This is a genomic window from Streptomyces daghestanicus, assembly GCF_020521275.1.
Classification (GTDB): domain Bacteria; phylum Actinomycetota; class Actinomycetes; order Streptomycetales; family Streptomycetaceae; genus Streptomyces; species Streptomyces griseoviridis.
Map to the genome: position 1 here is coordinate 958,504 of NZ_BNDX01000008.1, position 15,247 is coordinate 973,750.

Annotated in this window: 12 protein-coding genes and 1 pseudogene; 6 read left to right on the plus strand and 7 right to left on the minus strand. The window is 72.3% G+C overall.

All coding sequences use genetic code 11. The features are described from left to right. Positions 1–101: 101 nt before the first annotated feature. Positions 102–497: a superoxide dismutase, Ni gene (sodN, locus tag Sdagh_RS13665; RefSeq protein ID WP_143627044.1), complete on the plus strand. Its 396-nt coding sequence runs from the start codon at positions 102–104 to the stop codon at positions 495–497. A gap of 7 nt (positions 498–504) precedes the next feature. On the opposite strand, the pseudogene Sdagh_RS36980 reads toward sodN, so the two are convergent. From Sdagh_RS36980 to Sdagh_RS13680, 4 genes and pseudogenes are all read right to left on the minus strand, one after another. Continuing rightward, a pseudogene (locus Sdagh_RS36980) lies at positions 505–663 on the minus strand (tyrosine-type recombinase/integrase); the annotation flags it as partial. A 30-nt stretch (positions 664–693) separates the two neighbouring features. After that, positions 694–5,757 (minus strand): ATP-binding protein, encoded by a 5,064-nt coding sequence (locus Sdagh_RS13670; protein WP_190077700.1) that lies wholly within the window; start codon positions 5,755–5,757, stop codon positions 694–696. A gap of 258 nt (positions 5,758–6,015) precedes the next feature. After that, positions 6,016–6,861 (minus strand): NAD(P)H-binding protein, encoded by an 846-nt coding sequence (locus tag Sdagh_RS13675; RefSeq protein WP_190077701.1) that lies wholly within the window; start codon positions 6,859–6,861, stop codon positions 6,016–6,018. Continuing rightward, positions 6,858–7,283: a nuclear transport factor 2 family protein gene (locus tag Sdagh_RS13680; protein ID WP_189415099.1), complete on the minus strand. Its 426-nt coding sequence runs from the start codon at positions 7,281–7,283 to the stop codon at positions 6,858–6,860. The genes Sdagh_RS13675 and Sdagh_RS13680 overlap by 4 nt, the downstream gene beginning before the upstream one ends. Positions 7,284–7,379: 96 nt before the next feature. Between Sdagh_RS13680 and Sdagh_RS13685 the strand changes: the two genes are divergently transcribed. Continuing rightward, the gene (locus Sdagh_RS13685; RefSeq protein WP_190008726.1) at positions 7,380–7,979 is read left to right on the plus strand and encodes a TetR/AcrR family transcriptional regulator; all 600 of its coding nucleotides are present in this window, start codon (positions 7,380–7,382) and stop codon (positions 7,977–7,979) included. A gap of 56 nt (positions 7,980–8,035) precedes the next feature. Further along, entirely contained in the window at positions 8,036–8,296 is a 261-nt protein-coding gene (locus Sdagh_RS13690) for a hypothetical protein (protein ID WP_190077709.1), read from the plus strand. 157 nt (positions 8,297–8,453) lie between these two features. Here Sdagh_RS13690 and Sdagh_RS13695 read toward each other — a convergent pair whose 3' ends face one another. Both Sdagh_RS13695 and Sdagh_RS13700 read right to left on the minus strand, forming a co-directional pair. After that, on the minus strand, positions 8,454–9,620 hold the full coding sequence (locus Sdagh_RS13695; protein ID WP_190077702.1) for a family 2 encapsulin nanocompartment cargo protein polyprenyl transferase: 1,167 nt from the start codon (positions 9,618–9,620) through the stop codon (positions 8,454–8,456). A 46-nt stretch (positions 9,621–9,666) separates the two neighbouring features. After that, positions 9,667–11,073, minus strand: coding sequence for a family 2B encapsulin nanocompartment shell protein (locus Sdagh_RS13700; protein WP_189415105.1), 1,407 nt, complete (start codon positions 11,071–11,073; stop codon positions 9,667–9,669). A gap of 321 nt (positions 11,074–11,394) precedes the next feature. Between Sdagh_RS13700 and Sdagh_RS13705 the strand changes: the two genes are divergently transcribed. Both Sdagh_RS13705 and Sdagh_RS13710 read left to right on the plus strand, forming a co-directional pair. Then, positions 11,395–11,973 (plus strand): N-acetylmuramoyl-L-alanine amidase, encoded by a 579-nt coding sequence (locus Sdagh_RS13705; protein WP_189415533.1) that lies wholly within the window; start codon positions 11,395–11,397, stop codon positions 11,971–11,973. A gap of 434 nt (positions 11,974–12,407) precedes the next feature. After that, positions 12,408–13,328, plus strand: a complete 921-nt coding sequence (locus tag Sdagh_RS13710; RefSeq protein WP_190077471.1) for a 1-aminocyclopropane-1-carboxylate deaminase/D-cysteine desulfhydrase — start codon at positions 12,408–12,410, stop codon at positions 13,326–13,328. On the opposite strand, the gene Sdagh_RS13715 is transcribed toward Sdagh_RS13710, so the two are convergent. Then, positions 13,325–14,920, minus strand: coding sequence for a Na+/H+ antiporter (locus Sdagh_RS13715; protein WP_189415109.1), 1,596 nt, complete (start codon positions 14,918–14,920; stop codon positions 13,325–13,327). The genes Sdagh_RS13710 and Sdagh_RS13715 overlap by 4 nt on opposite strands. 61 nt (positions 14,921–14,981) lie before the next feature. On the opposite strand from Sdagh_RS13715, the gene Sdagh_RS13720 reads away from it, so the two are divergent. Continuing rightward, a complete protein-coding gene (locus Sdagh_RS13720; protein WP_189415111.1) occupies positions 14,982–15,242 on the plus strand; it encodes a UBP-type zinc finger domain-containing protein in 261 nt (86 codons plus the stop codon). Positions 15,243–15,247: the final 5 nt, after the last annotated feature.

Here is a 15,247-nt window from a genome sequence, read left to right on the forward strand (position 1 = left end):
CCCCGGACTTTTGTCCTAAGCCCATGGGGGCACTCGCGAAATCGGCTTCTCCAGGGAGTAATGTCCCCCCTGAGAAGACGATCACGAGGAAGGAATGCTCCATGCTTTCCCGCCTGTTTGCCCCCAAGGTGAAGGTCAGCGCCCACTGCGACCTGCCCTGCGGCGTGTACGACCCGGCCCAGGCCCGCATCGAGGCGGAGTCGGTCAAGGCCGTCCAGGAGAAGATGGCCGGCAACGACGACCCGCACTTCCAGACCCGCGCCACCGTCATCAAGGAGCAGCGCGCGGAGCTGGCGAAGCACCACGTGTCGGTCCTGTGGAGCGACTACTTCAAGCCGCCGCACTTCGAGAAGTACCCCGAACTGCACCAGCTGGTCAACGACACCCTGAAGGCGCTCTCCGCCGCCAAGGCGTCCACCGACCCGGCCACCGGCCAGAAGGCGCTGGACTACATCGCGCAGATTGACAAGATCTTCTGGGAGACCAAGAAGGCCTGATCTTCGATCACTCCGTTTGACCTGCGGTTTCCTTGTTCGCATGGTCTTCCGGTCCGCACCCGGTCCGCAGTCCGCCGAGCACGGCGTCCCTGACGGACCGGGTGCGGTCTTCTTCGCCCGGCCAGAGGTGCCCGCGGATCCGCGCCGTGATGACGGCGCGCGCGTTCGGCACGCTGCGGACACGGCGCCTGCCGCGTCACCTGCTGTACGGCGCCAGCCCTTTGTTTCCGGCGACCACCAAAGAGTCGACGAGCATCTGCCAATCGTCCAGCTCGCCGAGTTCCTCGGCCGTTTTGCGGATCTCCTTGAGCCAGTGGTCCAGCAGCCGGGACTGCTTGACCGTGACACGCCCCTCCTGGACGCACAGGCCGGACACCCAGCGCACACCGCGCGTCGCCTGCGTTTCCTCCGGCAGCTTCCGAAGGACGCGGATCAGCGCGTCGACGGACATGATCTCGCCGTGCGCGGCCGGCAGCCAGTCGTCGATCGACTCCACGAGGTCCTCGGCGTGCACCCAGTCGATGGGCTCGCCGGCGACCTCGTGGTACATGCCCCGGGCCCACGAGAGCGGGTGCGGCAGCAGAGCGGCCGCGGCCCAGTCCGCCCAGTGGTGGTCGCGGTAGGGGCTCGGGTCGTCACCGTGGTAGCCGACGGCACGGCGCAGCAACGACGGCCAGACTCCTCGGGCGGCTTCGGCCGAGCGCGCGTTCTCCGCGCCTGCCGCGGCGAGGCCGTGGAGGAAATGCGACATCAGCTGTGCGTCCGCGCGAAGGACGTCGAGGTGTTCGAGCAGCGGGCCCGCGTCGCCGTTCTTCGCGAACCCCGCGAGCAGGGCCCGTGCCGCGACGAGGGTGTGCGTCCCGCGGTCGTCGGCGGACCAGCCCTGTTTCTCCTGGATGACCATGGCTCGTCGCTCGGCGTCGAGAAACACGGCGAGGAGTGTCACCGCGTCGTCGGTGCCGCAGTGCTCCGCCGATGCGGCTGCGCCGAGTCCGCGGACGGCCGCGTCGAGGAACGCGACGTCCACCGAGTCGCCGGGCAGTTCCTGGAGGCGCCGAACGACATCGCCGGTGATCCGGACCCTAGGCCGACGTCGGCCGTCCTGGTCCCAGGGGCCGATCTCCGCGCCGCGGGCACTCTCGAGCAGCCAGTTCAACGCGGTCCGGTGGATGCAGGGGTCGAAGTGGCAGGGAGACCCCCAGACGGCGTCGCACCCACGCGCCAGGTACAGCCGAGTCTCCAAGGACGCCTTGCCTGCCATCGCGAGCCCGGCCCGGGCGACGTCCTCGGTCGAGCCACCGGCCGCTTCCAGCGGTGCGCCCAGCGCGGGTGTGAGGAACGCCGGCAGGGCTTGGGCCACAGCCCGGTCGGCACTGAGGTCGGAGTACTGGTCCTCGATGCTCTGGTCCTCGGCGTCCTGGAACGACGATGCGATGTCGATGACGAGCTCAGCGGCGAACCGCGCGTCGCGGCCCAGCGCCTCCAGGTCGCCTGCGGCGGCGCGTTCGACCGCTGCTCTGACGACGTGGGCGACGGCGTCCACAGGCCGGTTCGGCACGGGGTCCGCATCGGCTTCGAGCAAGGCGCGTCCTGCTGCCAGGTCCGCAGCGATCTCCTCCGAGGAGGGCGGACGGTACTCCGCGTCATGCCTGGCGGAGCCCCAGTACCGGTTCTGCAGGCGCAGGCTGGTCCGCACGACCTGCTGGTGGGCCTCGTGCGCCTCTCGCGCGGCTCGCAGCTCAGGCGGTGGTTCGACGTCGATGTGGACCTCGTCCCCATGCCGCTCGACCCGGTATCGGTCCGGGTCCAGACTTGCGGCCCAGTTCCTCGTGAGCTCCTGGCCGATGCTCAGCCGGTCGCCGTTCTCGACGAGCTTGTCGGCGACCTTCTTCAAGGCTTGGGCACGCTCCGGTCCGCCGTGGACGACCAGCCACATGGCCACCTCACGCGGTGTCCAGAGGCGGCGTTCAAGGTGCGCGAGCCCTTCGGTCGCCGCACGCAGCCCTGTGTACTCACTCGTCCTACGGCCGAACTCCAGCTCCCACACGACGGGTTCGGCGAGGAACAGGTCGAGCTCGGTGCCGACTCTCTCCAGGTGACGCACCAGCAGACCGAACAGCATTCCCGGAACAGCCAGGTTCTCGCAGCCGTTCATGAGTTTCTCGACGACCGCACCCGGCGACGCGCCCCGACTCAACCACGTGTCGGCAAGACGCTCCATCGCCTGGAGTGCGCTCATGGCCGAAGAGGGGCCGACCGACGTCCCCCTGTACCAGCTCCACACGTGACTGTCGCCGGCGTAGAGGCGGGCGGTGCCGTCAAGGTTCAGGACCGCACCGCGGCCCTCTCCCTCTCCGCTTTCCGTATCGGCATCCACGCTTTCGTCCCGGGCGTGGACGGGCCCGGCGAACACGTCAGGCGAACCGAGCCGTGACAGCGTCGCCACGCGCGCCCGCGCGCCGCTGTTCAGGATGCCGTTCAGCACCCGCACCGATGTCGGCAACGGAGCTGTTTGAAACAACTGCCAGAATCCACCGAAGTAGTACTGGGAGAACGGTGCTCCGAAACCCTTCCACCGGCCTTGATGGCCCCGGACGCCCTCATCCAGGTGCCAGCTCGGCTCGTCGTCGATGTAGTAGGCCGCCATCAGCGTCGCCAGTAGCTCCGGGTTCTTCTGCGCCAAGGCCCGTGCGCTCAGTGGTGAGTCCGCCGCCGGGGCCAGGAACGCCGGCGCGTCGGCCGCGATGGCGCGAAGACACCCTTCGACGGCGTCATCGATGTCCGGGCCGAGCAGGGCCAACGTCTCCACGAAAGTCTCCCGCGTCAGGTGGTGATCCAGCTCGCGCCGGCGTCGCCGGCGCTGCGGCGTCCACCCGGACGGTGTCTCCCCGCCGTCCTCGCGCAGGGGGAACGAGTTCCAGTGGGCAAGGAGACGATTCCGAAGCCTGATGCGTAGTTCGTTGCCGACCGGAACGTCCGCCAGGGACAGGGCTCGCAGCCAGTCCGCGAGCAGTTCGAACGACTCCTTCGACACGTCCCACGGCTTTTCCTCGTCAAGGAGGAGCCGCACAACGGGCTCCGTGGCCACGGGGTCGACCAGCCCATTGACCTCATACCGCTGCTGGACGACTCGGATCACATCGCCGAGTACCAGGCCGACCGACCGGTCCGCGCACGCCGACTTCAGGCATCTGTACCCGAACGGTGTCTCCAGTACCGCCTCCACCGGGACGTCCGCCCACCGGGGTCCGCGCAGTGACGCGAACACCTGGAATTGTGAACTCAGTTCGGTGAACCTTCGGACAGGCCGACCGTCCGGTGCTTTCAGCAGTCCCTCGCACGCGAGAACAGCGGCCGACAGCGCCCACCGGGGCGCACCGGCTGCCCGCAGCAACTCGGTGGGGCTCGGACCGCGGACGAGAAGGATGGCGGTCGCGTACCGCCGGACCTCGTCATGTGCGAAGTCCGGCTGAGTGCGGTACCGGTTCGGTGGTGCGAGCAGATGGTCCCGGCGCAGCGTGTCGACCGCCGCGGCGTCCACGCCTGCGACGGGGCGAAGGCCCTCGGGCAGCTTCATCAGCTCTGCGGCCACTGCGAGCAGCGTCTGTTCGCGTGCCTCCGCCGAGCCGGCACCGGGCCTTCCGTCGCCCCGGACCATCCGGCTCCACACCAGATCGAGGCACTCCCACTCACCCAGGGCACCGTCGGGCTCGGCCCCGGTCCGAGCCAGGAGGTCCAGCACGACGGGCCTTCTCAGCAGCGAGTTCGCGGGCAGGTCTCGCAGGACCGTCCGCAACAGCGGGAAACGGTCCGAGACGACGGAGATGTCCTCATCGCCCAGCGGCCGCATCTCGAAGGACGTGATGGAGTTGGCGAACCCCAGTTCCACCTGTTCCCGCACGAAGCCCAGCGCCACGTCAGATGTCACCACAACGAGCCCGACACCCGCCGCGGCCGCTGCCAGCACCAGGTCGCTCAACAGGCCGGCAGATCGCTCCAGAGCGGCATCGGCCGCATCGATGACCAGGACCCGAGACGGTGCCGATGTCTCCGCGAGCACGTCCTCCAGCGACATCCCGAGCACAGCCCGCAGTTCCCAGCTCGACCGGGGCAGGACGCGGAAGTTCACCACCACCCCCTGGAACCCGACGGGGTCGGCGGCCGTCAACTCTTCGACGGCCGACAGCGTCAGCGCGCTCTTGCCGATGCCCGACTCGCCGTGGACCAGCAGAGCCGAGACACGAGTACCCGCCTCGCGCAGCAATCCGGCGAGGTGCTCACGACGGTCGGTGAACGGGATCTCGACCGGCCCGCCGGATGCCCCGTCACCGATCGTGGTCCGTACCCGTCCGACGGCCAGCTTGCGTTGATCGGCGAGCACCGGCCAAGCCGGCCGGCTGCGCGTCGCGGCCGAGTCCAGGAGCACGTGAGTGTCGCGGCGAAGCACCTTGAGGTCCACCACGGCGCCCGTCGCGTCGTAGCGGGTCGCCTCGACCTCGAGCTGGTTCCGGAGCATGACTCCGCCGGTGGCGGTCGAGGCCACGCCGTCCAGCGACGTCGCGACCGCCGCGCGGTCACCTTCGTCCGGACTCTGGACCGCGAAACTGAGGACGTGCAGCCGACCGAGCAGCCGCCACGCCAGACGCAGGACCTCTTCCGGGAGTGCGCCGTCTCCGGTGGCCTTCCCGACCACCTTCAGGAAGTACTTCTGCCGCTCACGCACCGCCTTCGACCACCGGCCGTCGACATCCATGGACGCCTGGAACGACTCCGGGTCGGCATGGGCGCGCGCGACAGCGCAGAGCGTGGCGAGGTGGTCCCACTGGTTGGTCCGGCCGGCGGTTGCGACGGCGACCCGGTGAGTGTCCGTGTCGAACCTCTCGACTTCGGACAGCAGCGACCCGACGAGCTTCACCGTCTCGTCGTGGCTCGGGACGAAGTCCGGTTGTGCGCGGCATGCCACGGCAAGGGTGACCTCGCCCGACTCATCGCCGCACTCGACGAGGAGGTCGTCCACCGGATGCGCCGGACCGGTCTGGAACGCCACTCTCCGGACCGGCAGTTCAGACACCTCCGTCCGTCGTACACCGGTCAGCATGCCGGCGAGATAGACGGCCGCGACGCGATGCGCGAACGAGACTCCACCGCCGCCCGTCGCGTAGGTGCTCGATCCCCGTGCGCTCCCACCGGTTGCGGCGGTGGTGGCTCCGGCGGCCGCAGCTCGGGGAGCAGCGGCTTGCCGGGCGACGAACTCGTCCATGTGATCCTCGGTGGGGTGGTGCTGTCGGTGGCCGCACGGCTCACCGTAGCGGTGCTTCGTCCACCGTGCAGGGGATATGTCGTATCAGTCCCTTCCCGTTCGCACCCCGTCCGCGCGGCACCCGACCAGGACCGTCGCATCCCGTCGCCACCCCTCACGAGAACCCGGTCAGCAGCCGGCAGTGATCACCTCCACAGGCCGACGCCTCGCCCCCGCGGGGGTGTCGCGGGCCGGGTGCGGTCTTCTCGGCGGGGTGTTTCAGCGGGACGTCCGGCCCAGTTCCTGTTCGGCGAGGGCGCGGAACGCGCGCGGGGGGCGGCCCGTGAGGTGCCGGACGGTGTCGGTGACGCGGTCCTCCGCGCCGTCGGCTATGGACCGGTCCAGGGCGGCCAGCAGGGCGGCGAACTCCGGCGGGACGTGCGTCGCCAGACGGTCCGCCAGCTCCGCCTCGGTCAGCCGGCGGTGGACGACCGGGCGGCCCGTCACCTCGGTGAGGATCGCGGCGATGTCGTCGTATCCGAGCGCTTCGGGGCCGGTCAGGACGAGGTCGGTGCCGGGTGCCCGCTCGTCGGTCAGGGCGTGCGCGGCGACGGCCGCGATGTCCTCGGCGTCCACGAAGCCGACCCGTCCGGCCCCGGTCGCCGTCCGGATGACGCCCTCCTCCCGGATGCTCCGGGCGTGCTCGTGCGCTCCGGTGAAGTTCTGCATGAACCACGAGGGACGCAGCACGGCCCACTCGTCGAACAGCTCCGGCAGGGCCCCGTGCACCTGCCCCACCGCCGGGCCGCCCTCGGGGACGGCCGAGGAGCTGAGCAGGACCGCGCGGCGGACGCCCGCGGCACGGGCCTGCCGGAGGAAGGGCAGCATGACGGCCTCGGGGTCCGGGTCGCCCACGGGCGGTACGAGGTAGACGCGGTCGGTTCCGTCGAGGGCGGCGGGGTGCGTGGCGGGGTCGTACCAGTCGAAGACGACCGGCTCGGCGCCGGGCACCGGGGTGGCGCGGCGGCTCGCGGCCCGGACGCGGTGGCCGGACCCGGCGAGCCGTGCCGCCGTGCGGCTGCCGGTGGTGCCGGTGGCGCCGGTCACCAGGGCGGTGCCGGTCATCGTCCGCTCCCCGTGAAGTCGACGCCGGGTTCGAGGACGGCGAGGGGGTTCCAGTAATCGCGGTAGGAGGTGAAGCGCCCCTCCGCCGCGGTGACGACCGCGATGTACGTCATGTCGTACGGGGCGCCGGTGCGCACCAGGCGGCCGGTGGCGCGCATCTCGACCACGACGGTGTCCGGCTCGGTGGTCCGGTGGACCCGCAGGTCGGGGATGTCGCGCAGGTCGATGTGGTCGGGATAGTCACGCATGTAGGCGGCTATGGCCTCCTTGCCCTCCAGCCGCTTCGGCCATCCCTCGGGGGCGAAGGGGAACTCCATCACCCCGTCGTCGGCCCACAGGCCGACCCAGGCGGTGATGTCCTTGTCGAGCAGCAGGCGCAGGCCGTGGCGGAAGAGGTCCGCCGGCTCGGTCGGTGCGGACATGGGTGTCCTCTTTCTCAGGGAGTCTCATAGAATCCGGACCTGAGGTCCGGTTATACGATACGGACCGAGGGTCCGTTTCGCAAACGAAGGAGTGCCATGGCCGAGCGCAAGCCCCGCAAGGACGCCGCCCGCAACCGGATGGCGGTGCTCGCGGCAGCCGACGCCCTGTTCGCCGGGCACGAGAGCCCGGAGGACATCACGATGGCCGACGTGGCGGCCGCCGCCGGGGTCGGCAAGGGCACGCTGTTCAGGGCGTTCGGCGACCGGACCGGGCTGCTGCGGGCGCTGTACGAGACGCGGCTCGAACCGGTCCGGGAGGCCGTCGCGTCCGGCCCGCCGCCGCTGGGTCCGGGGACGGAACCCCGGCGACGGGTCCCGGCGCTGCTCGACGCCGTGCTGTGCTTCAAGCTCGACAACCGCCGCCTCGCCCTGGCGCTGGAGGAGGACGGGTCGGGCAGCCCGTACCGGGCCGAGCACTACGCGCGGTGGCACGGCCTGCTCCGGGAGGCGCTGGAGCGGGTCCCCGGCCTGACCGACGGCGACTTCACCGCCCACGCCCTGCTGGCCGCCGTACGGGCGGATCTGGTCGAGCACCTGGCCGGGCGGGAGGGCGTGCCGCGGGAGGAGTTGCGGGCGCGGCTGGCCGAGTTCGTGGACCGGGTCCTGGACGGCGGTCCGGGCGCCGCCGGTCCGTGAACCCCGGGCAGCGGCTCTCCCCTGGCGGGCCCGGGCCACGGGGCTACGCTGGAGACATGGACAGCGGCGAGTACGCCTGTCCCGTCTGCGGACAGCCTGTCGACACGGTCGTCCGGCGTCACAAGACGCTCGGCGCGTGGGTCCCCGCGTGGGTGCCGGGCCCGTGCCGGAACCCGCGGTGCGCGGCCGGCCCGGAGGAACCGGGCACGGCGAGGGCCGCGGGGCCCCGGGAAACCGACCGGGACACGCAGGACCGGGAGAACCGGCAGGACCGGCAGCAGCACCGGGACCGGCAGAAGATCACCGGGCACCACTGAATCCGGGCGGACACCACGGCGGGCCCCGCACGCCGCGAGAGCGGTACGGGGCCCGCCGGACCGGAGATCCCGGCGGTGCGGGCGCAGGGCGCCATACGCCCCTGCGGGCTCCGGGGTCGGGACGGACGTCAGGTACGCGTCGCCGGTCTCACTCGTCTCACGTACTGCGTCGCGTCACGAACTCCGCCAGCGCGAGCAGACCGCCCGCCGCCTCCGGATCGGGGACGGCCCGCGCCAGTTCCTGCATCGCCCGGCCCATCCGGTCGGCCGCCTCGGCCTGCGCCCAGTCCCGGCCGCCGGCCCGCTCCACCAGCAGCGCGGTGGCGGCGAGGTCCTCCACGCCCTCCTCGTACGGCCTCGCGTAGAGCGCGGCCAGCTCGGCCGCGAACGGGGTGCCCGAGGCGAGCGCCGCCACCACGGGCAGCGACTTCTTGCGGACCGCCAGGTCCGCCCCGGCCGGCTTGCCGGTGCGGCGCGGGTCGCCCCACAGGCCGATGACGTCGTCGATGAGCTGGAAGGCGAGCCCGGCCGCGCGGCCGAACGCGTCCAGCGCCCGTACGTCCTCCTCCGGCGCGCCCGCGTACAGCGCGCCCAGGGCGGTGGCGCAGCCCAGCAGCGCGCCGGTCTTGGCCTCGGCCATGGCGAGGGTCTCGTCCAGGGTGATCCCGGCCGGCCCCCGCCGTTCCATGGCCGTGTCCGTCTGCTGTCCCGCGCACAGCTCCACGACGCAGTCGGCGAGCCGGGCGACAGCCGCCGCGGACGCGGGGTGCGGGTCCTCGGCGAGCAGCCGCAGGGCCAGCGCCTGGAGGGCGTCACCCGCCAGGATCGCGTCGGAGTCGCCGAAGACGGTCCAGGCGGTGGGCCGGTGCCGGCGGGTGGCGTCCCGGTCCATCACGTCGTCGTGCAGCAGCGTGAAGTTGTGGATCAGCTCCACCGCTGCCGCCGCCTTGACGGCCGCCGCCCTCGCCTCGGGGCCGCCGAGCGCGGCGGCCGAGGTCAGGACCAGCGCGGGCCGGATGGCCTTGCCCGCGCTGCCCGCCGCCGGTGTCCCGTCGGCCTGCTGCCAGCCGAAGTGGTAGAGCGCCACCCGGCCCAGCGGACCCGGCAGCGTGCCGAGCGCGGAGCGCAGCTCCGGGTCGACCGCGACCCGGGCCTGCCGCAGCAGTTCCACCGCCTCGTGCCCGTCGGCGCCGTCCGTGCCGCCCGGTCCCCACCCCTCGGTCACCGGCCGCCCGTTGTCCCGCTGTGTCCCGATCGGACTGTGCCTTTCCAGAGTCACGGCGGGCCGCCGCGCCCCGGCGGCGCGGTCGTGGGCCTCCGTCATGCGCCCACCCCGCCCCGCCCGGGGCCCGGCACGCGGGAAGGAGGCGTCACCGCCAGCGGCCGATCTCGACGTTCTCCAGCACACCGAGCGCGTCCGGCACCAGCACGGCCGCCGAGTAGTACGCCGTCACCAGGTACTTGATGATGGCCTGTTCGTTGATGCCCATGAAGCGCACCGACAGGCTCGGCTCGATCTCGTCCGGGATGCCGGTGGCACGCAGGCCGATGACACCCTGGTCCGCCTCGCCGGTACGCAGGGCGATGACCGAGGACGTCCGGGCCTCGGTGACCGGGATCTTGTTGCACGGGTAGATCGGCACGCCGCGCCAGGTGGGGATGCGGTTGCCGGCGACGTCGATCGTCTCGGGGACGAGGCCGCGCCGGTTCAGCTCGCGGCCGATCGCGGAGATCGCGCGCGGGTGGGCGAGGAGCAGCTTGGTGCCGCGGCGGCGGCTGAGCAGTTCGTCCAGGTCGTCGGGGCCGGGGACGCCGTCGTGGGGCTGGATGCGCTGGTCGTACTCGCAGTTGTGGAGGAGGCCGAACTCCCGGTTGTTGATCAGCTCGTGCTCCTGGCGCTCCTTGAGCGCCTCGACCGTCAGCCGGATCTGCTGCTCGGTCTGGTTCATCGGCTGGTTGTAGAGGTCGGCCACGCGCGAGTGGATGCGCAGCACGGTCTGGGCGACGCTCAGCTCGTACTCGCGGGGCTCGGCGTCGTAGTCGACGAAGGTGTGCGGGATGTCCGGCTCACCGCGGTGGCCGGCGGCGAGGTCGATCGCCTTCTCGCCGTGCTTGTTGGTGGGCTCCTGGGGCTGCGACCGGCGCTCCTGGAGATGTCCGCGCAGGGAGTCGCTGCGCTCCGCGAGCTGCTCCACCGCCTGGCGGGGCAGGACCAGGACGGTGCATGCGGTCACCGCGCGGGCGGTGTACTCCCAGATGGCGTCCCCGTCGAGGAGCGCCCGGTCGCCGAAGTAGGCGCCGTCGGCGAGGACTCCGAGGACCGCGTCGTCGCCGTAGGGGCCGGTACCGACCTTCTCGACCTTGCCGTGCGCCAGCAGGTAGACCTCTTCGTTGCGCCCGCCGAACTCGGCGATCACGTCGCCCGGGCCGAACTCCCGCTGCTCGCAGTGCCGGGCCAGTTCCGAGAGAACCTCGTCGTCCTCGTAGGACCGCAGGGCCGGCAGCTCGCCCAGCTCCGCGGGGATGACCTCCACGCGGTCGCCGGTCTTCACGAACGTCACCCGGCCGTCGCCCACGGCGAAGGTCAGGCGCCGGTTCACGCGGTACGTACCGCCCTGGATGTCCACCCAGGGCAGCATGCGCAGCAGCCAGCGTGAGCTGATCTCCTGCATCTGAGGCACGGACTTGGTCGTGGTGGCCAGGTTCCGCGCGGCCGCCGTGCCGAGACTCTGCTGCGGCCTGTCCTGCTCGGTGCGGACCTCTTCGCCTACCGACATATGGAATTGCCCTCCCGGATCATGCCCGGCGTTCCAGCGCACGGGCATCGATGTGCAGGGACCAGCCTTCCTCACGGAGGGTGCCGGTGCTATTACCCGAAAGAGCGGGAATGGATCACCCTCGGCCGGGGCAGGGATGGGCGTTCGGTCCTGCGGTCCCCGGGCGTGTCCCCTGTCCGGATCGGCTCGCACAACGGCCGAACAGCGACCGGTTCCACCCGAACAAGCAGTAGGCAATGCTCCGTTTTGGTACAAGCCTCCGTACGAGGCGGTCGCGTACGGCGGTCGCGCGAGGCGAAGGAGCCGGCGATGGCCGCACCGATGTCCGCGGGCAGTTTCCTCAAGGCCCTGAAGGAGGAGGGCCTCACGGTGGTGGAGGTGGGCGACTGGCGCACCCACAACCGCAACGCCAAGGGCGCCTGGGGCCCCGTGCACGGCGTGATGCTCCACCACACCGTGACCAAGGGCGCCGCCCGGACCGTGGACCTCTGCCGCAAGGGCTACGAGGGGCTGCCCGGCCCGCTGTGCCACGGCGTCATCACCAAGGACGGCCGGGTCCACCTGGTCGGCTACGGCCGCGCCAACCACGCCGGTCTCGGCGACGACGAGGTGCTGCGCGCGGTGATCGCGGAGAAGGCGCTGCCCAAGGACAACGAGGCGAACACCGACGGCAACGCCCGTTTCTACGGCTTCGAGTGCGAGAACCTGGGCGACGGCGAGGACCCGTGGCCGGAGGAGCAGCTGGAAGCCATCGAGAAGGCCGCCGCGGCGGTCTGCCGCCACCACGGCTGGAACGAGCGGTCGGTCATCGGACACCTGGAGTGGCAGCCGGGGAAGGTGGACCCGCGCGGGTTCACGATGAACTCGATGCGCGAGCGCGTCCGGGACCGTTTGAAGTAGCGCGCCGGGCGAGGACGACGGCCCGCCGACGGGCGGCGCGAGGGCGACGATCGGCCGGTGGGCGGCGCGAGGGCGGCGATCGGCCGGTGGGCGGCGCGAGGGCGGCGATCGGCCGGTGGGCGGCGCGAGGGCGGCGATCGGCCGGTGGGCGGCGCGAGGGCGGCGATCGGCCGGTGGGCGGCGCGAGGGCGGCGATCGGCCGGTGGGCGGCGCGAGGGCGGCGATCGGCCGGTGGGCGGCGCGAGGGCGGCGATCGGCCGGTGGGCGGCGCGAGGGCGGCGATCGGCCGGTGGGCGGCGCGAGGGCGGCGATCGGCCGGTGGGCGGCGCGAGGGCGGCGATCGGCCGGTGGGCGGCGCGAGGGCGGCGATCGGCCGGTGGGCGGCGCGAGGGCGGCGATCGGCCGGTGGGCGGCGCGAGGGCGACAATGGCAGGGTGACCGGCCCCGACTCCCCCGACGCCCCCGGCCCCGCCACCGCGCTCCGGCCGCGGCTGCCCTCGCCGCTCACCGAGGCCGCCGACGGGCGGTTCGCGCGCCGGGGCGTACGGCTGCTGCTGAAGCGGGACGACCTGATCCACCCCTCGCTGGTCGGCAACAAGTGGCGCAAGCTCGCGCCGAACCTCACGGCGGCCGCCGGCCGTACCGTGCTCACCTTCGGCGGCGCCTACTCCAACCACCTGCGCGCCACGGCCGCCGCCGGCCGGCTGCTCGGCCTGCCCACGGTCGGGGTGGTGCGCGGCCAGGAGCTGGCGGACCGCCCGCTCAACCCGTCCCTCGCGCGGTGCGCCGCCGACGGTATGCGGCTGCGCTTCGTGGACCGGGCGACATACCGCCGCAAGACCGAGCCGGAGGTGCTGGCGGCCCTGCTGCGGGCGGCGGAGACACCGGAGGCGTACGTCGTGCCCGAGGGCGGCAGCAACGCCGAGGCGGTACGTGGCTGCCGGGACCTCGGCGCGGAGCTGGCCGGGCACGCCGACGTGGCCGCCGTCGCCTGCGGCACCGGCGGCACCCTGGCCGGGCTGGCCGCGGGCCTGGCCCCGGAGCAGCGGGCGCTCGGCATACCGGTGCTCAAGGGCGGCTTCCTGGACGGCGAGATACGGCGGCTCCAGGATCGCGCGTTCGGCGGGCCACGTGGCACCTGGAGCCTCGACGATCGCTTCCACGGCGGCGGCTACGCCCGTGTCAGCCCGGAGCTGGACGCCTTCGCCGCCGATTTCGAGGACCGGCACGGCCTGCCCGTGGAGCGCCTCTATGTGGCCAAAATGCTCCACGCGCTGCTGACCCTCACCGAGGAGGGCGCCTTCCCGCGCGGGACGGTCCTGGCCGCGGTGGTCACCGGCCGGCCGTTCCCCTAGGCGGTCTCCCGGTACGCCGCCGCCTCCTCCAGGTCGAGCCTGCGCAGCAGCGTGCGGAGCATCTCGTCGTCGATGTACCGGCCGTCGCGGAGCTTGACGAACACCTCGCGTTCGGCGCCGATCATCTCCCCGGACAGCCGCCGGTAGGTGTCGTCGACGGTCTCGCCGGTGACGGTGTTGATCTGGCCGAGCCGCTCCCAGACGGCGTTGCGGCGGCGCTCCAGGACGGTGCGCAGGCGTTCCGCGAGCGGTCCCGGCAGGGCGTTGCGCGGGTCGGTGAGGAGGTCGTCCAGACGCCGCTCGGCGGCCCGGGACGCCTGGGCCTGCGCGTTGGCCTCGGCGAGCGTCTCGGCCTGGACGTCGCGCCCGGGGAACTTCAGCAGGCGGATCAGCGGCGGCAGGGTCACCCCCTGCACGACCAGGGTGCCGATGACCGTGGTGAAGGTCAGGAACAGGATGAGGTTGCGCTCGGGGAAGGGCTCGCCGCCGTGCACGGTGAGCGGGATGGAGAAGGCGATGGCCAGTGAGACCACGCCCCGCATGCCGGCCCAGGCGATCACGAAGGGCTGCTTCCAGGTCGGGTTCTCCTCCCGCGCGCGCACGCGTGCCGAGAAGAGACGGGGCAGGAAGGTGGCCGGGTAGGACCACGCGAACCGGGCCGCGACGACCACCAGGAAGAGGGCGAGCGCGTACCAGGCCGCCTGGAGCCCCTCGTACGCACCGAGGCCCTTGAGGACCACCGGGAGCTGGAGTCCGATCAGGGCGAACACGGAGGACTCCAGGACGAAGGCGACCATCTTCCACACCGCGTCCTCCTGGAGGCGGGTGGCGAAACCGACCTCCCAGGAGCGGTGCCCGAGGTGCAGGGCGACGACGACCACGGCGAGCACCCCGGAGGCGTGCACCTGCTCCGCCGCCGCGTAGGCGACGAACGGGATCAGCAGGGAGAGGGTGTTCTGGAGCAGGGGTTCCTTCAGCCGGGTGCGCAGCCAGTGCAGCGGCACCATGAGGATCAGGCCGACGCCGACGCCGCCGACCGCGGCGATCAGGAACTCGCCGATCCCGCCGGCCCAGGTGGCGCCCTCGCCGACCGCCGCGGCGAGCGCCACCTTGTAGGCGGTGATGGCGGTGGCGTCGTTCACGAGGGACTCGCCCTGGAGGATCGTGGTGATCCGGGACGGCAGCCCGACCCGCCGGGCGACCGCCGTCGCCGCGACCGCGTCCGGCGGCGCCACCACCGCGCCCAGCACCAGGGCGGCGGTCAGCGGCAGCCCCGGCACGATCAGGTACGCGGCCCAGCCGACCACGAAGGTGGCGAAGAGCACGTACCCGACGGAGAGCAGCGCCACGGGTCTCAGCTGGGCCCGCAGGTCCAGGTAGGAGCTGTCGGTGCCCGCCGTGTACAGCAGCGGCGGGAGCAGCAGCGGCAGCACGACATGCGGGTCGAGGGTGTAGTCGGGCACGCCGGGCAGGTAGCTGACCACCAGCCCGGCCGCGACCAGCAGCAGGGGCGCCGGCACCGGTGTGCGCCGCCCCGCCGCGGCCACCGCCGCGCTCCCCGCCACCAGCAACAGCAGCGGCATCACGTCCATGGTTCCTGCCCACCCTTTTCCTCCGCGCGGTCTTCCGCACGCCCGTCGTAACCTGGCAATCATGAAACAGTGCACGCACGCCGACGCGCTGCCCCACCCGGAGCCGGAGCCGCTGACCGCGACCTGCCCGGAGTGCCTGGCGGAGGGAACGGACCCGGTGCAGCTGCGGCTGTGCCTCACCTGTGGTCATGTCGGCTGCTGCGACTCCTCCCCGAAACGGCACGCGACGGGCCATCATGAGCAGACCGGCCATCCCGTGATGCGGACCTTCGAGCCGGGCGAGGACTGGCGCTGGTGCTTCGTCGACCACGTGCTCGTGTAGCCGCG

Coding starts and splice junctions, on each gene's coding strand:
- sodN (WP_143627044.1), top strand. CDS start 102: ATGCTTTCCCGCCTGTTTGCCCCCAAGGTGAAGGTCAGCGCCCACTGC.
- Sdagh_RS13670 (WP_190077700.1), bottom strand. CDS start 5,757: ATGGACGAGTTCGTCGCCCGGCAAGCCGCTGCTCCCCGAGCTGCGGCC.
- Sdagh_RS13675 (WP_190077701.1), bottom strand. CDS start 6,861: ATGACCGGCACCGCCCTGGTGACCGGCGCCACCGGCACCACCGGCAGC.
- Sdagh_RS13680 (WP_189415099.1), bottom strand. CDS start 7,283: ATGTCCGCACCGACCGAGCCGGCGGACCTCTTCCGCCACGGCCTGCGC.
- Sdagh_RS13685 (WP_190008726.1), top strand. CDS start 7,380: ATGGCCGAGCGCAAGCCCCGCAAGGACGCCGCCCGCAACCGGATGGCG.
- Sdagh_RS13690 (WP_190077709.1), top strand. CDS start 8,036: ATGGACAGCGGCGAGTACGCCTGTCCCGTCTGCGGACAGCCTGTCGAC.
- Sdagh_RS13695 (WP_190077702.1), bottom strand. CDS start 9,620: ATGACGGAGGCCCACGACCGCGCCGCCGGGGCGCGGCGGCCCGCCGTG.
- Sdagh_RS13700 (WP_189415105.1), bottom strand. CDS start 11,073: ATGTCGGTAGGCGAAGAGGTCCGCACCGAGCAGGACAGGCCGCAGCAG.
- Sdagh_RS13705 (WP_189415533.1), top strand. CDS start 11,395: ATGTCCGCGGGCAGTTTCCTCAAGGCCCTGAAGGAGGAGGGCCTCACG.
- Sdagh_RS13715 (WP_189415109.1), bottom strand. CDS start 14,920: ATGGACGTGATGCCGCTGCTGTTGCTGGTGGCGGGGAGCGCGGCGGTG.
- Sdagh_RS13720 (WP_189415111.1), top strand. CDS start 14,982: ATGAAACAGTGCACGCACGCCGACGCGCTGCCCCACCCGGAGCCGGAG.